16 protein-coding genes are annotated in these 17,682 nt (G+C 37.1%); 12 read left to right on the top strand and 4 right to left on the bottom strand.

The window, feature by feature from the left end:
• Positions 1-420 (bottom strand): transposase (locus ACWITO_RS10905; protein WP_448530024.1); only part of this gene is annotated, 420 nt, incomplete at its 3' end.
• A 211-nt stretch (positions 421-631) separates the two neighbouring features.
• On the opposite strand from ACWITO_RS10905, the gene ACWITO_RS10900 reads away from it, so the two are divergent.
• The 5 genes from ACWITO_RS10900 (at position 632) to ACWITO_RS10880 (ending at position 5,165) form a co-directional block, all read left to right on the top strand.
• Complete coding sequence (locus tag ACWITO_RS10900; RefSeq protein WP_448530023.1) at positions 632-2,005, top strand: 5-methylcytosine restriction system specificity protein McrC; 1,374 nt, start codon at positions 632-634, stop codon at positions 2,003-2,005.
• A 177-nt stretch (positions 2,006-2,182) separates the two neighbouring features.
• Entirely contained in the window at positions 2,183-2,461 is a 279-nt protein-coding gene (locus tag ACWITO_RS10895; RefSeq protein WP_448530022.1) for a hypothetical protein, read from the top strand.
• A 194-nt stretch (positions 2,462-2,655) separates the two neighbouring features.
• Positions 2,656-3,033: a DUF1801 domain-containing protein gene (locus ACWITO_RS10890; RefSeq protein ID WP_448530021.1), complete on the top strand. Its 378-nt coding sequence runs from the start codon at positions 2,656-2,658 to the stop codon at positions 3,031-3,033.
• Between the two features lie 193 nt (positions 3,034-3,226).
• Positions 3,227-4,075, top strand: a complete 849-nt coding sequence (locus ACWITO_RS10885; RefSeq protein WP_448530020.1) for a DUF4249 family protein — start codon at positions 3,227-3,229, stop codon at positions 4,073-4,075.
• A 34-nt stretch (positions 4,076-4,109) separates the two neighbouring features.
• Positions 4,110-5,165: a COX15/CtaA family protein gene (locus ACWITO_RS10880; RefSeq protein ID WP_448530019.1), complete on the top strand. Its 1,056-nt coding sequence runs from the start codon at positions 4,110-4,112 to the stop codon at positions 5,163-5,165.
• Here ACWITO_RS10880 and ACWITO_RS10875 read toward each other — a convergent pair.
• The gene (locus ACWITO_RS10875; RefSeq protein WP_448530018.1) at positions 5,155-5,871 is read right to left on the bottom strand and encodes a hypothetical protein; all 717 of its coding nucleotides are present in this window, start codon (positions 5,869-5,871) and stop codon (positions 5,155-5,157) included. The genes ACWITO_RS10880 and ACWITO_RS10875 overlap by 11 nt on opposite strands.
• A 96-nt stretch (positions 5,872-5,967) precedes the next feature.
• Here ACWITO_RS10875 and ACWITO_RS10870 point away from each other — a divergent pair, with 96 nt between their 5' ends.
• From ACWITO_RS10870 to ACWITO_RS10850, 5 genes are all read left to right on the top strand, one after another.
• The gene (locus ACWITO_RS10870) at positions 5,968-9,210 is read left to right on the top strand and encodes a ligand-binding sensor domain-containing protein (RefSeq protein WP_448530017.1); all 3,243 of its coding nucleotides are present in this window, start codon (positions 5,968-5,970) and stop codon (positions 9,208-9,210) included.
• On the top strand, positions 9,207-11,237 hold the full coding sequence (locus ACWITO_RS10865; RefSeq protein ID WP_448530016.1) for a sensor histidine kinase: 2,031 nt from the start codon (positions 9,207-9,209) through the stop codon (positions 11,235-11,237). The genes ACWITO_RS10870 and ACWITO_RS10865 overlap by 4 nt, the downstream gene beginning before the upstream one ends.
• Before the next feature lie 138 nt (positions 11,238-11,375).
• The gene (locus tag ACWITO_RS10860) at positions 11,376-12,338 is read left to right on the top strand and encodes a helix-hairpin-helix domain-containing protein (RefSeq protein WP_448530015.1); all 963 of its coding nucleotides are present in this window, start codon (positions 11,376-11,378) and stop codon (positions 12,336-12,338) included.
• Positions 12,339-12,420: 82 nt separating this feature from the next.
• Positions 12,421-13,212: a M48 family metalloprotease gene (locus ACWITO_RS10855; RefSeq protein WP_448530014.1), complete on the top strand. Its 792-nt coding sequence runs from the start codon at positions 12,421-12,423 to the stop codon at positions 13,210-13,212.
• A gap of 3 nt (positions 13,213-13,215) precedes the next feature.
• On the top strand, positions 13,216-13,962 hold the full coding sequence (locus ACWITO_RS10850; protein ID WP_448530013.1) for a 5'-nucleotidase C-terminal domain-containing protein: 747 nt from the start codon (positions 13,216-13,218) through the stop codon (positions 13,960-13,962).
• A 48-nt stretch (positions 13,963-14,010) separates the two neighbouring features.
• On the opposite strand, the gene ACWITO_RS10845 is transcribed toward ACWITO_RS10850, so the two are convergent.
• Positions 14,011-14,280 carry a hypothetical protein gene (locus ACWITO_RS10845; protein WP_448530012.1) on the bottom strand — a complete coding sequence of 90 codons (270 nt, stop codon included), beginning with the start codon at positions 14,278-14,280 and terminating at the stop codon, positions 14,011-14,013.
• A 262-nt stretch (positions 14,281-14,542) separates the two neighbouring features.
• Between ACWITO_RS10845 and ACWITO_RS10840 the strand changes: the two genes are divergently transcribed.
• The gene (locus ACWITO_RS10840) at positions 14,543-15,568 is read left to right on the top strand and encodes a rod shape-determining protein (protein ID WP_448530011.1); all 1,026 of its coding nucleotides are present in this window, start codon (positions 14,543-14,545) and stop codon (positions 15,566-15,568) included.
• A gap of 31 nt (positions 15,569-15,599) precedes the next feature.
• Positions 15,600-16,469: a rod shape-determining protein MreC gene (gene mreC, locus ACWITO_RS10835; RefSeq protein ID WP_448530010.1), complete on the top strand. Its 870-nt coding sequence runs from the start codon at positions 15,600-15,602 to the stop codon at positions 16,467-16,469.
• On the opposite strand, the gene bshA is transcribed toward mreC, so the two are convergent.
• A complete protein-coding gene (gene bshA / locus ACWITO_RS10830) occupies positions 16,462-17,616 on the bottom strand; it encodes an N-acetyl-alpha-D-glucosaminyl L-malate synthase BshA (RefSeq protein ID WP_448530009.1) in 1,155 nt (384 codons plus the stop codon). The genes mreC and bshA overlap by 8 nt on opposite strands.
• Positions 17,617-17,682: the final 66 nt, after the last annotated feature.

Genomic DNA, 17,682 nt, shown 5'->3' with positions numbered 1-17,682 from the left:
ACTCTCTTCTACTGCTTCCTTGTGCAACGCTACGCTCTGCTCAAATATCAACTTTATCCCTTCTTGCCCTATCCGGTGACGAAAATGTACCAAATCCGAAGCCGCACAAGGAGCTTGCCAAGAAAAGTATATTCCGCCTGTAAAATACTGATAGTAAGGATTTTCTACCCAAGCCTCTACCACTCGCTCATCGGATAAATTGTACAAGTGTTTCAGTATCAGCAAACCTACCATCAGACGAATAGGTTTGGAAGGTGCCCCCATTGTGGAATAATATCCCTTAAACGATTCCTCTAAAAAATCCCAGTTGATTTCTTTGCCTAATGCTATCAATGAATGATGGGGATTGATAATATCTTGCAGAGGGGATACATACAAATTCAACTGAAATTCCTTTTGATTGGGACTTTTGCCTAACATAGTTTTGCAAGGTTTTTGGCAAATTTAGCAAATTTCTTGCAAATTTGTACCATATTTTTTCACTATTTTTTGATTATATCTATTTGATTAACAATAACTTGGAGACTTTTTAAGGGACGACTAAAGAATATCTGCAAGAAGGACTTTTAAGAAATGCCAAAGAAGAGTTCAATAACTATTTCTCTACAAGAATAAATCTATCTCTTTTCGAATGACAAAACCATTAGATGTTTTTTGCGAAATTCCTTGCCTGACTGAACAATCAAAACAGCTCAGTGGAATTGCTTTGCAAAAAAAGTGGTTCAAATCAGCAGATAAAAGAATTATTGGGCAATACCTACAGAAATTCATTGATTACAACTCTGAACAATTTAAATTCCTTGGTGTTAAACCATATATCATTGGTTCAGACCAAAACATCGCACTTGCATTTCGTACATCTGGCTTCATTGGCACTATTCCTTTGAGGGCTCCTGACACCGGAAAGCAAATTGGTGATTTTGTAGTTATGCCTCGGTTCACTGGGCGTGATAGATTTGAGGACTATATTGAAATTCTAAATATACTGGGCACTGAAATAAGTCCAGAAGTAATTGATAGTTTACCATTGGCATCAGGTAAGAATTTCAGGCCACCGTTGTATTTGGAAGCGGTAAAATTCATAGCAGCTCTTGAAAAACTGACAATGAGACCGTGGAGAAAGTTTGACAATATTGAAAAGGTATCAAGTCAGCCTACTGGTCAAATCAATTGGACAAAATATATAAACAACGAATTCAAAGTCGAAAACAGGTTAAAATTTCCAGCAAGAACAAATGTATTGAGTGAATTTCATTCTGAATATTCCGAAATTAGATATGTCTTTGATATTTGTAAAAGTGAATTACTTTCAGCTAATACACCGCAGAGAATTAAGAATACTTTACGAACCAAATTGAGTTTCCTTGAAGAACGTTTGTATAATCATAAACCAAAAGCAACTAATAAAATCATAATCCGATTTTCCGATAGTCCAACTGTGAAGGTCTGCAAAGAACAGGCGAATAGGATTTTAAACTTTAACCTTGTAGACAGCACAGCTTGGCGAGTGGACTTTTCAGATGTATTCGAGAAATTTATTCAACGTATTTTTAAAGAAACTTCAAAAGAAACAGGCGGACGACTTTATTCAAACTTTAAGTTTCATTCCAGGACTTCAAAACATTATGCCTGGGAATTAAAGCATATCGAGCCGGACGCAATTTTTCAGAAGGAGAATGTTTTGGTTTTCATAGACGCCAAATACAAATCGAATTTATACAACAAGTTTGACCAAAGTGAAGTACTGAAAGAAGATCATAGACACGATTTACATCAAATAATGGCATACTCTTCATTCAGTAACGCAGATTTAAAATATGGTTTTTTGTGTTACCCATCAGACCAAATCGAACTAAAAAGTATTCAATACAAAAACGGCATAAACGAAGCCACAAATACCATATTGATTTTGGGTGTTCCTTTAAGGAAGGACAGCATTAACGAGACAAAAAGGCTTCTGACAAATGAGCTTAACGAAATTGAAAAAAGAACAATGACGCGGTAACAGCCGCTTGCCACAATAGGGGCTGAAGTGGTTAAATCAAGTGCAGTGCTTCTATAAACATTTGTGATTAGTTGACAGTGAAGTAATCCGAAGCACCCTACTACGCCAAACCGCAAACCGTTTGCCGCAAGTAGCAGTAACGTACTCTTTTGTTATTTTTGTATAAAAAAGTTTTGTATGGTAATAAAAACAAAAGGTTTACCAGATGGAAAGGGAAACCCTGATAGGATTTATGAATTTAATATAGATAAAAAACATATATCTATTCCTGGATATTACTATGGGAGAGATATGATGGGAGAACCTTATTTTCCTGAGCAGAAAATGTGGTTAATTAACCTTCCCCCTCTCATAAATATTAAAGAAGTTTGGTATGGCTGGTTTGAATGTGCTACCGATGAAGATATTAGTAAGTTGATTGCAATACTAGAACCTATTGCAATAAAAGAATTGTAGTTTTTAGATAATGTTTTACGAGTTAAAAATTAAATATCAATGCTTTGCAAAGATATTTTCTTTTTACAGATTTCTGCATTTAAGCATACCAAACTTTACGAGCCAAAAGAAAGCTAAATCAAAAATATAATTGTATCTAAATATATATAAGTGCCTTTTTATCAAATACTTGCATTCAAAAAACATTATCTAATATGGAAAAAGAATTAAAAGACTTTTTTGAGCAGTTCACCACCGAAGTTGCAGACATCGGCAAAACCCTTTTTGAACTAACAGAAAAAGTATTGCTTCCAGAAAAGAAAATGTGGATAGACCACGCAGACAAAATGATAACTTTTGGAACAGAAAAAAATATGAAAGGTGAAATCTGTTACATTAAGCCACTCAAAGACTCTGTAAATCTTGGATTTTTTCACGGTACCAACTTAAAAGACCCTAATAAACTACTTCAAGGAACAGGAAAATTTTTAAGACATATAAAGTTCAAAAAGAAAGAAAATATTGATATCAATGCAATAAAGGAACTTTTAGAAATAGCCTTGAAAGAACACAATGACCGACAGAAAAAATGAACGCCGAACCAGCTACAGCCGTTTCACTAAAACTATTTCGCAATACAATTATCTATAAAATTTGTTTCTTTCTCTCGCCAAATCAGATATAGGCAATGACAGATAAGGCTTAAAAACACTTTTAGCAAAGAACAAAAAGCATAGACTCAAAAAACTTTTTCCCTTGCCAAAACGTTATTTTGCAAAAAAATCTATGAAACCTGCTACTTTTCGCTTATGGCAATTTTGGCTTTTGGCTATAATGTTCCTTTCTGCTTGCGGCTTGGAACGTGATATAGACCTCAAACTGCCTGAATATGAAAAAAAATTAGTTGTAGAATGTTACTTAGAACGTGGGAAGCCCATTCGCTTACTTCTTACTGAAAGTCAAGATTTTTTAGATAATAGCTTTCAAATTCCCGAAGTAAAAGACGCCCAGATTGTAGTGAAAAATGGAAGTACCATTTATCCTTTGCACTACGAAGTGCAGTTAGATACACTCTATCGTAAAGCCTATAATTATGTTTCAGATGTATCTTTGCCTGCAAACCCCACAGGAGAATTTCACTTAGAAATTATAGATAGCAAAGGCAGAAAAGTAACAGGGAAAACGCAATTTTTAGAAGAATTACCTATCAAAGAAACGCTTTGGCAGTTTGAAGATGCCGATAAAGAACCTAAAATTGATACTGCCAAGGCATACGTGCTTATTCGGCACAATGTTTCGCCCAGCGGAAACTTTTATCGGTTCATTATCAACAAAAAGAAAGGTAATGAACTTATCAATCAGTTGGATTTTATTTACAGAGGTATTACGGCTACCAATGGAGAGGTAAGCATAGGCACTTCTTATCGCTTCAAAAATAAAGATACTTTGCAAGTATTACTCTTTCACATTGAAAGACAATTTTACAACTATTTGAGAAGTGTAGAAGATGCTCGCGATGCGGCAGGCAACCCATTTGCACAACCTTCGCCTATTATTTCGGGGGTGCAAGGAGGTATAGGCATTTTTACTACTATCCAAAAAGATGAGCAGTGGATTGTAATCAAGAAAAATTGATTTTTTTGTAACTTGCAAGCAAAATTTTCTGCAAATGCGAAAAAATTTTGTTCAGTTTAGCTGGGTAACTATTTTAGCAGTGTATCTGCTCATTTTAGTTGGCGGTATTGTACGAAGTACAGGTTCAGGTATGGGTTGCCCCGATTGGCCCAAATGTTTCGGAAAAATTGTACCTCCCACCGATATAAGGGAACTTCCCGAAAATTACAAAGAAATTTACGCCCAAAAACGCAAAGAAAAAAACTTGCGTTTAGTCGGTTTTCTGAAATCTATTGGAATGAAGGACGCCGCCCAAAGGGTTCAAAATGATGAAACTATTTATATTGAAGAGGATTTTAATGTTCAAAAAACTTGGATTGAGTATCTCAACCGGCTTTTGGGTGTTCTGATTGGCTTGCTTATTTTCGTTACTTTTATCACTTCTTTAAGCTATCTTAAAACCAAACCTATTGTAAGCATTTTATCCTTCGTAGCTTTGCTACTGGTAGGTTTTCAGGGATGGATTGGTTCTATTGTAGTTTCCACCAATCTTTTGGAAGGAATGATAACCCTACATATGTTTTTGGCAGTGGTGCAAGTACTTCTAATGGCTTATACCGTGCATTTGGCTCAAAGCTCTTTACAGGCGGCGGGCAGTCCCAACGACTTTTCTGTGAGCAATTTTACAAAATTTCTACTTATTCTGAATTTGGTGTTTTCTTTGGGGCAAGTGCTTTTGGGTACGCAGGTACGTGAGCAAATTGATACCTTTGCCCGAGAGGTTGCCAATCGGTCTTATTGGATTGAAAAATTAGATATTCGCTTTTACATTCATCGTTCTTATTCGCTTTTTTTACTGGCTCTAAATGTTTTTCTGCTTTATAGGCTCAAAAAGGAAAATACTTTTTCAGTTATCCAAAAACCTTATTTTTTGCTTTTGGGCGTGCTTATTGTTTCTACAATTACGGGAGCAATAATGGCATATTTCGCTATGCCTGCATTCTTACAACCCATTCATTTACTTTTGGCAGTGGCAATGATGGGTTTGGAATGGGAAATTTGGTTACGTTTGAAATCAAAAGGGAAATCATCAGCCCAAACTACATTCTAATTCTGGCTTCTTGATTGAATTTATTTCTTTCAAAAGTGGGTGGCTTTTGTTGAATGATTGGTGTGCTATTTTTGATAGTTTCAACTTTTTCAGGTTTCTTTTTAGGCTGTGGCGGCGGTACATACATTTTTTGAGTAAATTCGGTGATATTTTTTTTCATATCCTCTTCACTACCCAAATCATCATCAGGAGAATGTTTGATAGGAATATCCAAGGCGTGAAAATGGTTTGTCCTATTTTTAGCAATTCTCCCTTCGTACAAATTAGCTCTATTGATAGATTTCGGAGGCTTCACAAAATGAATTTCGTAGGTGAGCATTTTATTCAAAGGCATTCTGAAATAAATACTTGGTTTGCCTATTGATTTGAGAGAGTAAAGTACCAAAGAGTCGCCGATACGAATGTTTTTCATATCAACCATTTCATAAAACTCATTTTCATTTTCAGTGTTTTCCAAGCAATAGGGATAAGCCCCTTGTGGAGCAGGAGCGTGCAATTCAACACTTGTATATTGGCTTACTGCATAATACCTAAAAAACACAACCAAGCTATCTTTGCGATACTCTATTTTATCAATAATGTAATTACGTTGCCATTGCTTGTAAGTTGGTTTGAAATCCGTGTAATAGTGCTTCTTTTTTTGGGCAAAAAGAAAAGAAACCGCAAAGAAACACCAATAAGCACTCAAACCAACAACTTTCCCCATAAATCATTTGATTTTTAGCAATTTACGAAAAAAGATGTGTATTTCCAAGAGAGATAGGAAATTTTTTTTATCTTTGCATAAAAGCTATTCTAAAAGATGATGGTGTTAGCACGATATTGTGTGATGAGTTGTATGCTGGCTCTTCTGGCAATTTCTATGACTTTTGCCCAACAATATCGTTTTGTAACTTACGGCATAGAAAATGGCTTGCCTCAGTCAGAGGTTACAGATATTTTGCAGGATAGTCGTGGAATGATTTGGATAGCTACCAATGGTGGTGGAGTAGCTCGCTTCAATGGTAAATCTTTCAAAGTTATCAACAAAAACAATGGTTTGCTGAACGATAGAGTAAAAAAAATCTACGAAGATAAAAACAAAAACCTATGGTTTTTTACTGAAAAAGGAATTACCATTTACAATGGTAGAACCTTTCAGAAAATAGCTGATGCCGAAGGTTTTGTGATTGGAGAAGGTTATGAAGTAGTAGAAACTAGCGACACGCATCTTTGGGTGCTTGTCAAGACTTTTCAGGGGAAAAAGAAAATTTTGCATTGGAACGGAGAGCGATTTGTGGATTTTACTGCCCAAAACCTCAAACTTTTGCAAAACAATGATGTATGGGCAATAGCCGTAGATAAGCAAAACTCTCTTTTCATACAGACAGAGCAAGGTTTTTTTGAATACGCTCACGAAAAGTTGAAAATTTCTGAAATCAATAAATTTTTACCTCCTCATTCTCAGATACTGCTACTAAATAGCAATTTGCACAAAGAGCCTCGTTTTTTGATAGAGCAAAATAATCAGCTTTTTCTATTTGCTTTCAAAAGTAATAATTTTGAGATTTTACACAAACTTGCCAGCGTACCACTCAACGATTTCCTTTACCTCACCGAAGATGAGCAAGGCAATATTTTCTTTTCTACTCAAAAAAGAGGTTTTTCTATTATTGAAAGCAATGGAAAAATAACCAATTTCAATACATCTAATGGCTTGCCTTCGGCGAATGTATATGTAATTTTCAAAGATAGCCGAAATAATATTTGGCTAAGCTCTTACGGAAAAGGGCTTATTCGGTATATGGGCGAAGATTTTATTCAGTTTCATACCGAAGTAGGGTTTGAAACAGGGATTATCTGGGGGATACACCAAGATAAAGAAGGCAAGCTATGGGTTGCTGAAAATGGTGATAGACCGCTTGGCTTTTTTGAAAATAAAAGTTTTAGAACAATACCCGTAGCAACAGAAAAATATGTAAAAAGAGGCTGTGGAATAACTATCAATGATAAAAACGAAGTATTTATGAGTAGTACCCGAGGCTTGTGGCAAGTGCAAGCAGGCAAACTCGTAAATGTTTCTAAAAAATTTGGCTTACCCGAAGATATTTACACCAACGCCATTCGGCACACTACCAAAGGGCTATGGATAGCGACTTACCAAGATGGTTTATATTTTTATGATTATCAAAGTCAGAAAACAAAATGGCTCAACGCACAAAATAGCAATTTGGTAAGCAATTTAGTCAATGATGTTTTTGAAGACTCCGAAGGTAAAACTTGGATTTGCACCAATCACGGCATATCGGTCTATGACGGCAAGCAAATGCTTAATTATGATAAAAAACACAAATTACACTTGGATTACATTATTTCCGCCGCCGAAGACAAGCAAAAAAACTTGTGGTTTGCTACTTTTGGCGGATTAGTAAAATTCAATAAAAGTACCGAAACCTTTGAAATTTATGATGAAAGAGCGGGAATTAGCTCGGCTACCATTTATTCGGTTTTGGTTGATAGACGAAATTGGGTTTGGTTGGGTACGCAAAATGGTATCAATATTCTGCAACTCAATGAAAAAGGCGAAATCCAAAAAATTAAAACTTACAGCCAAGACAATAATTTTGCCAGTATTGAAGCTAACGAAAGAGCAATTTTTGAAGATAAAGACGGCAACGTGTGGATAGGCACCGTCAAAGGGCTCATTAAATGCCAACCAGATTTTGTGAATTTTGATACCCAAATTCCTGCCGCCCATCTCATAGATTTAGACCTCAATTTGCAAAAAACCGATTGGCTTGCCAAAGATTTACAAAAACATCATCAGGGCTTGCAGGATTGGGAGTTTGTACCAAGAAATCTAAAATTACCTCACAACTACAATTATCTGACTTTTCATTTTGAAACACTGGATTATTCTGACGAAAATCTTTTTTTCCAATGGAAACTTGAAGGCATAGAAAGCGAATGGAGCAAGCCTTCTCGTAAAAATGAAGCCATTTACACCAATCTACCACCCCGAAATTACCGCTTTCTTGTAAGAACTTGTTTGCCTAATGGCAAATGCAGTGAGCAGATAGCTTCTTATAGTTTTACCATAATGCCAGCCTTTTGGCAAACTTGGTGGTTTTCGGTGCTGATTGCTACTTTTATCATTGCTTTTATCGCCTTTGTAATAATGCAACGCATCAAAGCGATTGAAGCACAGAAAAGGCTTTTGGAAGAAAAAGTACAAGAAGCTCGCAAGGCTTTACTTCTGCAAAATCAAGACCTTTTGAAGAAAAATGAAGAAATTGAAAAACAAAAAGCAGAGCTACAACAACTCAATGTTACCAAAGATAAGTTCTTTTCTATTTTAGCTCACGACATCAAAGGACCGCTCAATTCGCTTACAGCTTTTTTAAGCATAATGTCCGAACACTTGGACGCAATGAGCCGTGAAGATATTTTATTTATGAGCGAAAATTTGAGCAAATCCGTAAAAAATCTATACGGATTGCTGGAAAACGTCCTTTCTTGGTCGCGTTCGCAAATGGGCGTTTTGGAGTATAAGCCTGACAAATTGTGCCTGCACACACTAACCGAAGAAAACTTGCAACTACTCGCCATTTCAGCCCAAAATAAAGGCATAGAACTTATCAATTTGGTAGAAAAGGAAACTTTCGCTTACGCAGATGCCAATTCTATCAAGGCTGTTTTGCGTAATCTTATTTCCAATGCCATTAAATTTACTTCCACTGATGGGAAAATCATCATTTCAGCCAAAGCAGATAAAAATGAAATTGTTGTGAGCGTAGAAGATACAGGTGTAGGAATGAACGAAATTGCTTTGAGCAAAATTTTTGATATATCGGCACGTTATTCTACCAAAGGCACTGCCAATGAAGTAGGCACGGGTTTAGGACTTGTGCTTGTAAAAGAATTTGTTGAAAAAAACAAAGGAAAAGTTTTTGTAAAAAGTGAAGAAGGTGTAGGTACTTGTTTTTCTTTTACTTTGCCAAAGTTTGATAGCAACGAAAATCATACAATATCAGAACAAACTATTCAAATGGATTTGGAACAATGAAATTTTTTATTCTGTGGCTTGTTTTAGCTTGCAACCTCGCTTGGGCAAATAATGATGTCCTTGTGCTGGACAAAAAGAACGATAAAAAATTTATCACCTCTTATTTTCAGATGTTTGAGGATAAGAGCAATAAACTTTCTTTACAAGAAATTTTTGAGGAAAATGTAAAATTTGAGCCTATACAAACACGAAACCATTTGCATTTGGGAGTTTCCAATTCAACTTTTTGGCTGAAAAGCAATCTGTATGTGCCTCAAACGCATCAAAGTAGCACCAATTACATTCTAACTATTACCGACCCTTCGGTCAATTTTGTAGATTTTTTTATTGTGGATAGCAATGGGAAAATAATCTCTCAGCAAAAAAGTGGCTCGGCTATCAAACCCATAGAACGCTCTATTAGCAACAACCAAATTGCTTTCAACCTCAACGGCTTGAAAGAAGGTAGACACTGGTTAGTGTTGAAAGTTCGTTCAAGGGCTTTCCTGAATATTCCCATACAATTAGAACTTGATGAAACTTTTCAGAAAGACAGTCTGATTATTTATTTGCTCTTGGGCGGCTTTTATTCTGTGATGCTCTTGCTGATATTCTACAACCTTGCCGCTTTCCTGATAACCCAAGAGAAAATTTTATTTTATTCCTTTGCAAGCTCTGTACTTTTTACGTTTGCTTTATCTACTTATGATGGCATTTTGGGCTTTTATACACCTTTGGTAAGAGTCCTACAGCCTTATATTTCATTAGAAGCCTTATTTTTAAGCTCGGGAATGGTGTTTTTACTGCTTTTCAATAAAAACTTTCTAAAACTTCCCGCCGATGCTTTTCTGACAAAGTTGTTGAATGTGTGTATTATTGGCTTTATTGCCAACTTTGCTCTTTCTTTTGCAGATAATGTTTCTGCGATTTATTTACTCGTAACAATGGTGCCTTTGTGCCTTGTGCCTATTTTGTGGAGTTTCGTTTGGGCATATAAAAATCAAGTACCGATGTCCTCGTATTTGCTTACTGCAAATATATTTCTCACCATTGGCGTAATCATTAGTCTTTTGCCTTCTTTTTCACATATTATTCCTGCGTGGTGGGCGGTTTATGGCTTACACATTGGCTATATTTTGTACGTGCTTACTATTTCTTTGGGGCTTTTGGTACGTTTTCATAAAACACGTTTGGAAGTTGTACGCAAAGAAACGCAAATTTTGAAAGAGAAAGATAAAAAACGAATGGAAGCCGAAAAAAATGCCGCTTTGCAACGCATTATGGAAGAAAAAACAGCCGATTTATTGCGACAAAACGAGGAATTGAAAAAGCTAAATGAAGAATTGGATAGATTTGTGTATAGCATTTCTCACGAATTAAGCTCGCCACTCAAATCGCTCATCGGACTAATACAACTAATGAAGCAAGATAAAAATCAAGATAACCTGATGATGTATTTGGAAATGCAAGAGCGAAGCATCAGAAAATTAGACCTATATACCAAAGAACTCACCGATTTGCTCAGAAATGCCCGTGTAGATGTTTCAAAAGTTCATATCTCTTTCCGAGAACTGCTCAATGAGGTGCTGAACCAGCGAAAAACTGATGTAGGCTACGATAAAGTCAAGAAAATCATTAGTATCCGTCAGGATTTGCCTTTTGTTTCCGATAGAAACAGGATTGCCATTATACTCAACAATATCATTAGCAATAGCATACAATATCATCGCGAAAATGTACAAGCTCACGTAAAAATTCAGGTGGAAGTAAGCAGAGAAAAAGCAAGTATCACTATCTCTGATAATGGACAAGGCATTGGCAAAGACCATTTGGGCAAAGTGTTTAATATGTTTTATAGAGCTACCGAAAAAAGCCAAGGGGCTGGTTTAGGGCTTTTTATTGTGAAAGAAACTATTACCAAACTGCAAGGCTCAATAGATATGCACTCCGAAATAAATGTAGGTACAATTTTTAAGATTGAAATTCCTAATTTGCTGGACGAAACAGAAAAAAACATACACTATCAGACCAACGGACATTCTACCTAATGTGAATGATAAAAGTCAAAAGTTTGAAAGTTCTAAGTTTGAATTTTGGGAGTTCAAAGGTGTAAAATATACATCTGCTTTCTAAAAACCCTTTTTTCTGTTTCAAGTGCAAGTTGTGCCACCAAAATCTCAAATGGTATGCTTTCTTATCTGCAAAAAGTTATCCGAAATGCTTTTGGTTTTTCGCAAAAGGAAACCAATGGCACAATATTACTTTTTGCAATTGTTGGGCTTTTGCTTTTTTTGCCTTTTATGCAAACTTTGCTCATCAGGCAAAGATTTGAAAATTCAGCTAATAAGTTTTTTCAGGATAGCATAGTAGCTTATTTGGAAAACTTACAACCCAACAACGAACCCATTTTCCCTGAAATTGAGCTATCCCCTTTTGACCCCAACAAAATTTCCAAAGAGGAGTGGCTCAAATTGGGTTTGAGCGAAAAGGTTGCCCAACGCATTGAAAATTACCGAAAAAAAGGTGGCAAATTTCGTAAAAAAGAAGATTTACTTCGCGTATATGATTTCCCCGAAGACCTTTACCAAACTCTTGAACCCTTCATTACCATAGAAAATGTAAGTTGGCAGAAAAAAAACGAAAAAAAATCATTTAGGCAATATACAAGAGAAAATAAGCAAGAGTACTCCGAAAGAAAATTCATCTATAAAGACAGCCTCCAAAACAGAAAAGATTTTCAACAAAAAATAAGCAAATTTGACTTGAACCAAGCCGATACCGCCCGCCTGAAAAAACTACGAGGCATCGGCGAAAAAAGAGCTATGAATATCATCAAATACAGAGAAAAATTAGGCGGATTTGCAAGTATGGAGCAAATCGGTGAAGTATGGGGCTTGGATAGTATTTCTATCAGCAGTCTGAAAAAATACGCTTATATCTCGCCTAATTCTTGGAAAAAAATCGCTATCAACACCGCTAGCACAGAGGATTTGAAAAATCACCCTTACATTGGTTTTCGTTTGGCAAATACCATTGTAAATTATCGTCTGCAACACGGCAAATTCAAAGATGAAACAGATTTTGCGAAAATCAAAGCCATTGATGAAACTACACTACAAAAACTCAAACCCTATCTACTTTTTGATTGATTTTCGGAAAGTTTTTTTAACTTTGCCACATAGCACTAAAACGCATAAACCTAACAACATCAACCTCAAAACTCAACCAACAATGAAACGTGCTATTGCCTTGTTCGTTTTTTTGAGCTTTACTTTGCTCATTTTGCAATCTTGCAAAAAGCCGCTTATTTTTGGCATAGAATACCAAAAAAATCTGGGCTTGCAAGTAAGAGACCAAATTTTATCGGACCCGCAAACCTACCCTGTTCTTGATGAAAAACGCTACCCCGAAGCCTATCGGCATATCAACCGCATTACACAAAATATTCTCAATTCAGGAAAAGTAGAACTCAAAGACCGCTTCAATTGGGAAGTGAGAATTATTCAAGACGATAAAACGCTGAATGCTTTTTGTACGCCCGGTGGATACATTTTTGTTTATACGGGGCTTATCAAATATCTGGAAACCGAAGACCAACTTGCAGGCGTTATGGGACACGAAATTGCCCACGCCGACCGCCAACATTCTGCACGACAGCTGGAAAAACAATTTGGTGTAGCTTTACTCGTAGAAATTGCTTTAGGGCAAAGAGGCGGGCAAGACCTGAAAAACCTTGCTAATGCTCTTGCAGGTTTGCGTTTCAGTCGCGACCACGAGTACGAAGCCGATGCCTTTTCGGTAGAATACTTATCGGGTACGCAATATCGTTGCAATGGTGCCGCCGATTTTTTTATTAAACTTACTCAAAGCGGAGCCCAAACGCCCCCCGAATTTTTAAGCACACACCCCAATCCCGGCAACCGAGTAGAGGCTATCAATCAGAAGGCTCAGGCTATCAATTGCCCTACCAATAAACCCGATAGTAAAGCCGAATATCAAAAATTCAAAGCCAGTTTGCCATAAGCTATGAAAAAGTTTGTTTTTCTTTTGTGGGTTTTTCTTGCAGTTGCTTGCAAACCCTCTTTGTATCAAATTTCACAAAGAAATGTTCAATTTACCGAAGTAAATGCCTCGGTAAAAGAAGATGCCCAAACTCTACAAACTATTGAGCCTTACAAAAAGCAGTTAGATGCTCAAATGCAAAGAGTGATTGGCTATGCCGAAACAGAAATTGCGAATGGCAGAAAAGTAAATGAAACCCCTTTGGGTAATCTCGTGGCAGATATGTGCCAACAGCGGGCTAACCGAGAACTTGGTAAAAAAGTAGATTTGGGCTTTGTAACTTTTGGCGGCTTACGAACCAGCATACCCGCAGGAGCTATTAAAGTCAGCGATATTTTTGAGCTAATGCCCTTTGAAAATGAACTTGTTGTTCTGGAAATAGACGGCAAAACAATGCGAAAACTTTTTGAATACTTGGTGGCAGTTCGCAATATTGCTATTTCCAACTCAAAAGTGCTTATTCAGGGTGGAAAGCTCAAAGATGTGCTTATCAATAACGAACCCATTGAAGATAATAAAATCTACCGAGTAGCCACTTCCGATTATTTGGCAAGTGGCGGCGATAGTATGGATTTTCTGAAAGAAGCCAAAAGTATGCACTTTACCAACGTAAAGTACAGAGATATGATAATCCAAGAAATAGAAAACTTACACAAGCAAGGAAAGAAAGTAACAGCAAGTGTGGGGGGAAGAGTAGAAGAAAGACCTTGATTCATCAAAAAACCTATAAGAGTTTCCCCTTATAGGTTTTTTTCTTGCCTAATCCTTGCCTTTGGTTGCCGCCCATTTACGGATTTCAGTACGGAACCACTCATCAGCTTCTTCTGTCCATTTGAAATTCTCGCGAATGTACGCCATTGTGTCTTTTTCAATGTCGGTGTAAGAATTGCCATCTTTCACCTTGTCTAAAAGCACTTGGGCATCTTTCAAAGAAATACGTCCATCGCCCTGACCTTTTACGGCTTCTTCGGCGGCTTTGAGAAGCTCGTCATCATACTTTTTGCCGTCAATAATTCTGTAATAAGACATAATCGTAAGGGGTTTGTTTGAATGAGCAGAAATTTAAGTATAATTTTTGAAGCAAACAAATTTTTGAGGAAAAATCTTACACGTTAAGCTCAGCAGAGCAAAAAGTAAAACATTTTTTTTCACAAATGTTGTTTTGCAAAAAAAACTCTGTATTTTTGCACGAATTTAAGCCTTTTGAGGTTTTCTTATCCTGATTTTGGGTAAAACAAGAAACTTTTTCCACAATATTTCGTAATTCTAATAAAAGCCTTTTTTTGTAACAATGGGAATTTTTGATTTTTTTTCAGGAGATATAGCCATAGATTTAGGCACTGCCAATACACTTATCATTTACAAAGATAAAATTGTGGTAGATGAGCCTTCTATTATTGCCATAGACCGCAAAACAGGCAAAGTGCTTGCCATTGGCAGAATGGCTATGCAAATGCACGAAAAAACGCATAGCGAAATTAAAACCATTCGCCCTCTGAAAGATGGCGTAATTGCCGATTTTACCGCCGCCGAACAGATGATTCGCGGTATGATAAAAATGGTAGATTCTCGCCGAAAACTCTTTCAGCCTTCATACCGAATGGTAATTTGTATCCCTTCGGGTATTACAGAGGTAGAAAAAAGGGCAGTAAAAGACTCTGCCGAACACGCAGGGGCAAAAGAAGTTTATATGATTTATGAGCCTATTGCCGCCGCTATCGGTATAGGCATAGATATTGAGCAACCCGTAGGCTCAATGATTGTAGATATTGGTGGAGGTACTACCGAAATTGCGGTTATTGCCCTTTCGGGAATTGTTTGCGACCAATCTATACGTGTAGCAGGTGATGTATTCACACGCGATATTGCCGACTATATGCGAAGACAGCATAATTTGCTTGTGGGAGAAAGAACTGCCGAAAAAATTAAAATGGAAGTAGGTTCGGCACTTGCCGAGCTGGACAATCCCCCACCCGAATATGAAGTAAGAGGTAGAGATTTGATGACAGGTATTCCCAAAGTAATCAAGGTAAGCTATCAGGAAATAGCTTTCTGCTTGGATAAATCCATTTCTAAGATTGAAGATGCCGTGCTAAATGCTTTGGAAATGTCGCCGCCAGAGCTTTCTTCCGATATTTACCAAAATGGTATTCATTTGACAGGCGGAGGGGCTTTGCTCAAAGGTTTGGATAAGCGTCTTTCTCAAAAAACCAAGTTAGCCGTACACGTTGCCGAAGACCCCTTGCGAGCTGTGGTAAGAGGTACAGGCATTGCCCTAAAAAATCTACAAGCCTATAAAAAGGTACTGATGACCTAAAAGGCTCTTTGAGCCGCTTCAAATTTGAGCAATGCAAGCCATTTTTGATTTCATCTATCGCTTTCGGGCAACTTTCTTGTTTCTGATTTTGCAAATCATTTGCTTTTTGATGATTGTCAGGTTCAACAATTATCAAAAAGCATATTTTTTGAATACGGCTTCTGCTTTCTCAGGAAAGCTCAACGCTTGGGCAAATGAATTAAATAGCTATTTCCATTTGCGACAGGTCAATCAGGCTTTGAGCGAAGAAAATGCCCGCCTCAATAACGAGCTGATGCGTCTGAAGCAAAGTCGCTTTGAAAGCCTCACCCCTATTCGCAACGAAGCAATTATTTCCAAATACCAATTTGAGCCTGCCAAAGTTGTCAATAAAACCATTCACAAACTTCGCAATTTCATAACCATTGAAAAAGGTTCTGCCGACGGCATTCAGAAAGATATGGGTGTTATCACTTCGGAAGGTATTGTGGGTAGAGTAATAGAGGTTTCAGAGCATTATGCAGTGGTTTCTACTATTCTACATAACCAAAGCACTTTTTCTGTAAAAGTAAAGCTCAAAAATTTGCAAGGCGAACCTTATTTGAGCTATATTCAGTGGGATAGTCGTAATTTTCGTTATACCAAGCTCAAAGATATTCCGCTTTCAATTCCAGTGGCAATAGGCGATACCGTAATTACTTCGGGCTATAATGTGTTTTTCCCCGAAAAAATTATGGTGGGCGTGGTAGAACGCATCAACCCACAAAAAACTTCAACTTTTCACGATATTGATGTACGCCTTTCTACCGACTTCAATACACTAAGCTATGTGTATGTAGTAAAAAATAAATTGCAACAAGAACAAACCGAGTTGGAAAAAGACACAACCAATATCCCTCGTAATACCAGAGGCGTTAGATAGATTTTGGCAAACTGCTTTCGGCGTGTATTCTTTCCAAAACTTTTTCGTAATAACTTTCGTACAAAGGTACAATTTTAGAAATTTCAAATTCTTTGGCACGAGCAAAGGCATTGGCACGAAAAGTAGGTAGATTTTCATCTTTCAAAACAAAAAGTGTTTTTTCTACCATATCTTTTACATCACCTACATTGCTCAGAAAGCCTGTAACCCCTTGAATATTCAGTTCGGGTAAGCCCCCAGCGTTAGAAGAAATGACAGGCACTTCGCAAGCCATTGCTTCCAGTGCCGCCAGTCCAAAACTTTCAGTTTCCGAAGGCATCAGAAAAATATCAGCTACCGAAAGCACCTCTTCTACGGCATCTAATTTCCCTAAGAAATGCACACAGCGACTGATTTCCAAATCGCGACACAATTGCTCTATTTTAGGTCTTTCGGGTCCATCGCCCACCAAAAGCAGTTTGGCAGGGATTTGCTTTTTTACTTCTGCAAAAACAGCAATTACATCTTCAATTCGCTTGACTTTACGAAAGTTGGAGGTATGAATAAGCAATTTCTCGTCATTGGGGCAAATAGCTTTTTTGAAATGCTCTTTTTTCTGCCTTTTGAATTTGCTTAAATCTATGAAGTTGGGGATTACTTCAATTTCTTGGGTAACTTCAAAATGGGCATAGGTGTCTTTTTTCAAACTTTCTGAAACAGTAGTTACGCCGTCAGAAAGATTGATGCTATGCGTAACAACAGGCTTAAAAGAAGGATCTTTCCCTACCAATGTTATATCCGTGCCGTGTAAGGTAGTAATTACAGGCAGGCTGATACCTTTGGTAGCCAATATTTGCCTTGCCAAAATACCCGCCGAAGCGTGAGGAATTGCATAATGTACGTGCAGAAGGTCTAACTCAATATTGGTCGCTACATCAACAATTTTACTTGTCAGAGCCAATTCGTAGGGAGCGTGCTGAAAAAGCGGGTAACTCGGGATATATACTTCGTGGTAGTAGATATTTTCGTTGAAAAAATCTAACCTTACAGGTTGCGAATAGGTAATAAAATGTATCTGATGACCTTTTTGAGCCAAAGCCTTGCCCAGTTCCGTAGCTACTACACCACTGCCTCCGAAGGTTGGATAGCAAACAATACCGATTTTCATATCAAAAAATATGTTCCAAGATTGAATTTTACAAGATTTACAGGATTTGCGTTCCTGATTTGTAAA

This window comes from Raineya sp. (assembly GCF_053497555.1).
Note: the sequence above shows the minus strand (reverse complement) of the source record. Positions and strands in the feature narration are given on the sequence as shown.